Annotated in this window: 5 protein-coding genes and 1 pseudogene; 5 read left to right on the top strand and 1 reads right to left on the bottom strand. The window is 42.0% G+C overall.

The genetic code is table 11. From position 1 onward, the window contains the following. From L652_RS0121205 to L652_RS0121185, 5 genes and pseudogenes are all read left to right on the top strand, one after another. Nucleotides 1–507: ABC transporter permease (locus tag L652_RS0121205; RefSeq protein WP_024595335.1), on the top strand; the 507-nt coding region annotated here is incomplete at its 5' end. After that, on the top strand, nucleotides 494–1,387 hold the full coding sequence (locus tag L652_RS0121200; RefSeq protein ID WP_002958337.1) for an ABC transporter permease subunit: 894 nt from the start codon (nucleotides 494–496) through the stop codon (nucleotides 1,385–1,387). The genes L652_RS0121205 and L652_RS0121200, both read left to right, overlap by 14 nt. Then, a pseudogene (locus L652_RS01000000124250) lies at nucleotides 1,388–2,384 on the top strand (oligopeptide/dipeptide ABC transporter ATP-binding protein). Beyond that, on the top strand, nucleotides 2,384–3,145 hold the full coding sequence (locus L652_RS0121190; protein WP_002958339.1) for an ABC transporter ATP-binding protein: 762 nt from the start codon (nucleotides 2,384–2,386) through the stop codon (nucleotides 3,143–3,145). The pseudogene L652_RS01000000124250 and the gene L652_RS0121190 overlap by 1 nt, the downstream one beginning before the upstream one ends. 88 nt (nucleotides 3,146–3,233) lie before the next feature. Then, on the top strand, nucleotides 3,234–3,704 hold the full coding sequence (locus tag L652_RS0121185) for a VOC family protein (RefSeq protein WP_024597287.1): 471 nt from the start codon (nucleotides 3,234–3,236) through the stop codon (nucleotides 3,702–3,704). Between the two features lie 38 nt (nucleotides 3,705–3,742). On the opposite strand, the gene L652_RS0121180 is transcribed toward L652_RS0121185, so the two are convergent. Beyond that, nucleotides 3,743–4,819, bottom strand: a 1,077-nt coding sequence (locus L652_RS0121180; RefSeq protein ID WP_024603370.1) for an IS4 family transposase, incomplete at its 5' end; no start/stop codon positions are given.

The following is a 4,819-nucleotide window of genomic DNA, read 5'->3' as shown; positions in this document are numbered from 1 at the left end:
CCCGCCAGTACAGGGTTTATATTAATTGATATTGCTCTAGCTGGATTTCCATATAAAGGGATGGCCTTTGTTGATGCGCTGCGTCATTTAACACTCCCTACTATTGTATTGGCCATGTATCCAACCACGGTATTAGTGCGCTTTACTCGCGAGTCTATGCTTAAGGTAATGGATCAAAACTTTATTAAAACAGCTAGGGCAAAAGGCCTTAACCGCCGTCAACTTATCATGCACCATGCACTGCGTAATGCTCTACTACCGGTAATTAAGCAAATTGGTTTGCAATTTAGCACCTTGATAACACTTGCGATGATTACTGAAGTTATTTTTTCTTGGCCGGGTATTGGCCGATGGTTAATCGATAGTATTTATCAGCGCGACTTTCCTGCAATTCAAGGCGGATTAATGGCGGTGTCTTTATTTGTTATTTTAGCCTCTATTACAGCTGAGCTTACTTACACTTTATTCGATCCACTCTCGCGGAATCAGGCCCATGGCAAAGTTTAATTTATTTTCTGAAGAGTCGAATAAATCGCCACTTGCGCGATTTTGGCGCAAATTTAAAAACAATCACCCAGCTTTGGTTGGTTTATGGATATTTATGGCGTTTGCATTATTGGCCGCCACAGCTCCTTTTTTAGCGCCCTATGGCGTAAACCAACAGCATAGTGATGCACTACTCATACCGCCCTCATGGCGAGAAATGGGCGATGTACGCTTTATTTTAGGCACCGATGATTTAGGCCGTGATGTACTCTCGCGCTTAATGAATGGTGCAACATATACGTTTGGACTTTCTGTTGTAGCTGCCCTAATCACGACCCTGTTTGGTGTATTAGTGGGGACTTTTGCAGGGATTAGTAAAGGGTTGCGTTCAAGCTTTTTAAATCATTTACTTGATATAACACTTTCTATTCCTTCTTTGTTATTGGCCATAATAATAATCGCCATACTCGGTCCTGGTTTAATGAATACCGTATGGGCAATTATTTTAGCGTTACTACCGCAATTTATTCACTCGGTGCGCAACCTAATTGTTGATGAATTAAGTAAAGATTACATTACTGCGTTTAGACTCGATGGCGCATCTAATTGGCATATAATATCGCGTGGTATTTTCCCTAATATTTATGAGCATATTGTGGTTATATTCACGATGGCGCTTTCTACTGCGATATTAGATATTTCAGCACTGGGATTTTTAAAATTAGGGGCTCAGCCACCAACGACCGAATGGGGCGCAATATTAGCCGAAAATCTAGGCCTTATTTATTTAGCGCCGTGGACTGTAGCGCTACCTGGTGTACTGTTATTTTTAGCCGTGTTATCTACTAATTTAGTAGGCGATGGCCTGCGACAAGTGCTAAAAGCACGTAAGGCTGATTAAATGCAATTACTCGATGTTCGTAACTTAACAATTGAACTACGTACCTCTGAAACTGTAATTAGAGCTGTAGACAGAGTGAGCTTTAGCTTAAAAGAAGGTGAAGTACATGCGCTTGTGGGCGAGTCTGGCTCTGGCAAAAGCTTAATAGCAAAAGCGATTATTGGTGTATTAAACGAGCGCTGGGATATTACTGCCGACCGTATTCATTGGCGCGGCGTAGACTTAATGCGTTTAAGCCCAGAGAAACGCCGTAAAATAGTAAGCCAAGATATAGCGATGATCTATCAAGACCCAAGTCGCTGCCTTGACCCAACCGCTAAAATATTTGACCAAATTGCCGAAACACTCCCAGAGGTCGCAACTAAAGGTTTCTTTTTAAAACGCAACCGAGAGAGAAAAGACAGAGTAAAAGCGCTTATTCATAAGGTGGGTATTAAAAACCACGAAGCGGTACTAAGTAGTTACCCTCATGAGCTCTCTGAAGGCGTATGTCAAAAAGTAATGATTGCGATGGCCATTGCTCGCACGCCTAAACTTTTAATCGCTGATGAGCCCACTACAGCGCTTGAGAGCACAACTCGCGCACAAGTATTTAGGTTACTAAAAAGCTTAAATCAACTTAAAAACATGTCTATTTTGATGATCTCTCATGAACTGGAAGAGATTGCACATTGGTCGCATGGCATTCATGTCTTATATTGCGGGCAAATGGTTGAAGCAGGCCCAACCCATGAAATATTTAAACAGCCTCGCCATCCATACACGCAAGCATTACTAAAAAGCTTGCCAGACTACGAGCAAGGCTTAGCACATAAAGAACCTTTTTATGCGCTTAAAGGGACTATCCCTACCCTGCAACATTTGCCCATTGGCTGNCTGTCGCCTTGGGCCGCGTTGTCCGCAAGCACAAAAAGCCTGTGTGGTTACACCAGCCCTAACTAAGCATCATGGCCATAGTTATGCGTGTCACTTCCCGTTAATTAAGGACATGAAGTAATGCAACCACTGTTAAAAGTACAAGCACTTTGTAAAACCTTTAATGTGCGAGCTGGGCTTTTTTCACGTAAAAAGTTTGAAGTCCTTAAAAACATTTCATTTTGCGTAGGTAAAGGTGAAAGCATTGCCATAATTGGCGAAACAGGCGCAGGTAAAAGTACGTTGGCAAAACTACTTTCAGGAGCTGATAGCGCTGATAGCGGGCAAATTTTGCTCGAGAATAATATTATCGAAGATAATGGCGTACGCGATAATCAATGTCGCCATATTCGTATGATTTTTCAAGATTCAGCTGCATCGCTCAACCCGGGGTTAACCATTGGCGAAATGCTTGATGATTGCCTGCAATATAATACTGAGCTTGATGCTAGTGAACGCACTGAAAAGATTGATGCAACGCTTTCTAAGGTGGGTTTGTTAATTGATCATAAACACTACTACCCGCATATGTTTAGTGTGGGGCAGCTACAGCGTGTAGCGTTTTCTCGTGCATTAATTTTAGATCCTAAGGTGATTGTACTTGATGAAGCTGTTTCATCTTTAGATCCCTCTATACGGGCGCAAATAGTAAACTTGTTACTTAAGCTGCAGCGCGATACAGGCCTTACGTATGTGATGATCACTCATCATTTAAGTTTAGTACGTCACATTAGTGATTTTGTAGTTGTACTTGATAAAGGCGAAGTGGTTGAATACGGTCCTACTGAAGATGTTTTTCAAAACCCTCAATCAAAAGTAACGCAGCGTTTATTAAGCTGCTAAAGCAGATTATAAATACCTAACTTTTTTGTAAGGTAACCGTATTTAACTAGGTCTTCTTGTTAATTGTATTTAATTAACAAGAGATCTCATGCTTAAACAAAAGTTACTACTTAGCCTTTCCCCATTACTCCTTCTATCAGCCTCAGCTATTGCTGATACAAATTGGGTTGGTGGCGTTGATCATTTAGGTTTAACCGTATCAAACTTAGATGCATCCAAAGCATTTTTTACTGATGTACTTGGCTTTAAAACGCTAGGGAATGACCCAGTCTATCCTGCTTATTTTTTATCAAACAATAAAATAACCATTACATTATGGCGCGTGAAAAACGATGCAAAACGTGTGGAGTTTAATCGAGCAGAAAATGTGGGCTTACACCATTTAGCACTCAGTGTTGAAAGTATCAAAAAGTTAAGCGAGCTACATGAACACTTAAAAATGCAAAATAATATTATTATAGAGTTTGCACCCGAAAACTTAGGTAGCGGCCCAACCCAACATATGATGATAAGAGAGCCTAGCGGCAATCGGATTGAGTTTATTGCCAGAGGTAATTAAAAGACAATAAAAAAGGCGCTTTAAAAGCTGTCTCTTGATCACAAGTCTGACTCAAGAGATTTTGCTAAATCGTAGCCTTCCAGGATGGCTTGTAACTTAAGCCATCCTTTCCATAACACTTTCACAGATGCACGCCCTGTGCGCTTGGTATCTTTCCAGCCTCCTAACTTTGCCAGTTCCTGATACGCCCATGACATATTTGGAGCAGTTTCAGGCAATGGTGTTTTTATTCTCTTTAACCACAATAACTTCCATGCTTTGGGAGATAACAGTTGTTCACAACTTGGAGAATCAGGCTGCTCATTGGTGAACTTTAGTTGCAATATTCGCGTCGCAATAAAGCCATTAATCGTCACCAATCTTTCCATGTTATCTTGGCTTTGAAGGCGTAAACTTTCGATATCCGTACCATCACTTTTCCAGACTTTATGGTATTCCTCTACAAGCCAACGGTGCTCATAGTAGGTGATGATAGCTAAGGCGTCTTCTTTGCTGGTGACTGGTTCACTGGTTAATAGGTGCCAGCTTAAGCCATTCTTAGCGTTTCCTCGCTCTGTACAGCCGACATAGTAAACTGGGAGGGAGTGTCCTTTCTTATTGTAAGGCGCTTTGAGTGTCACTGGCGCATAGGTGATATCCAGTGTTGCGCTTCGGGCTTTTCTTCCTCCTTTTTGTGCAATGTGGATGTGTTTGGTGCCTGCACTCATCAGCTCGCTTGCAAACGCATAGAGCTTATCCTCACCTTCTTCAATATGACGACTTTGCATCGAGCGTACGACGAATCGTTGCTGCTCGGTCAGTTTATACTGCAAGTATTCGTAGATGTCCGCTTCGCGGTCACACACCGATATCACGTTCGCCATTTGTCCTTGCAGCCGCTCTGCCATCGCTCGTGACGCTGACTCCCACTTGTAACTTTCTTTTTCTTCGTAAGAAGTCGTCGCGTGTTTTTCTCTTTTTCCAATCGTGTTGATATCACGACTCCAGCGAGACTGTTCAATTAATCCCACAACTTGCTTTGTGTCTGGCGCAAACAGTAATACGCTATGAGCTAACAAGCCTCGTTGTTTTGCTCCTCGTCCGACATGACCCAAATCATCTCGAATGGAGGAATG

The sequence above is a fragment of the Pseudoalteromonas sp. TB25 genome (assembly GCF_000497995.1).
GTDB lineage: Bacteria > Pseudomonadota > Gammaproteobacteria > Enterobacterales > Alteromonadaceae > Pseudoalteromonas > Pseudoalteromonas distincta.
The sequence above is the reverse complement of the archived record's forward strand: the minus strand, read 5'-3'. Positions and strand labels throughout refer to the sequence as shown.

Excerpts from the sequence above, each read along its gene's own strand:
- L652_RS0121190 (WP_002958339.1), top strand. The coding sequence starts at position 2,384 with ATGCAACCACTGTTAAAAGTACAAGCACTTTGTAAAACCTTTAATGTG.
- L652_RS0121200 (WP_002958337.1), top strand. The coding sequence starts at position 494 with ATGGCAAAGTTTAATTTATTTTCTGAAGAGTCGAATAAATCGCCACTT.
- L652_RS0121185 (WP_024597287.1), top strand. The coding sequence starts at position 3,234 with ATGCTTAAACAAAAGTTACTACTTAGCCTTTCCCCATTACTCCTTCTA.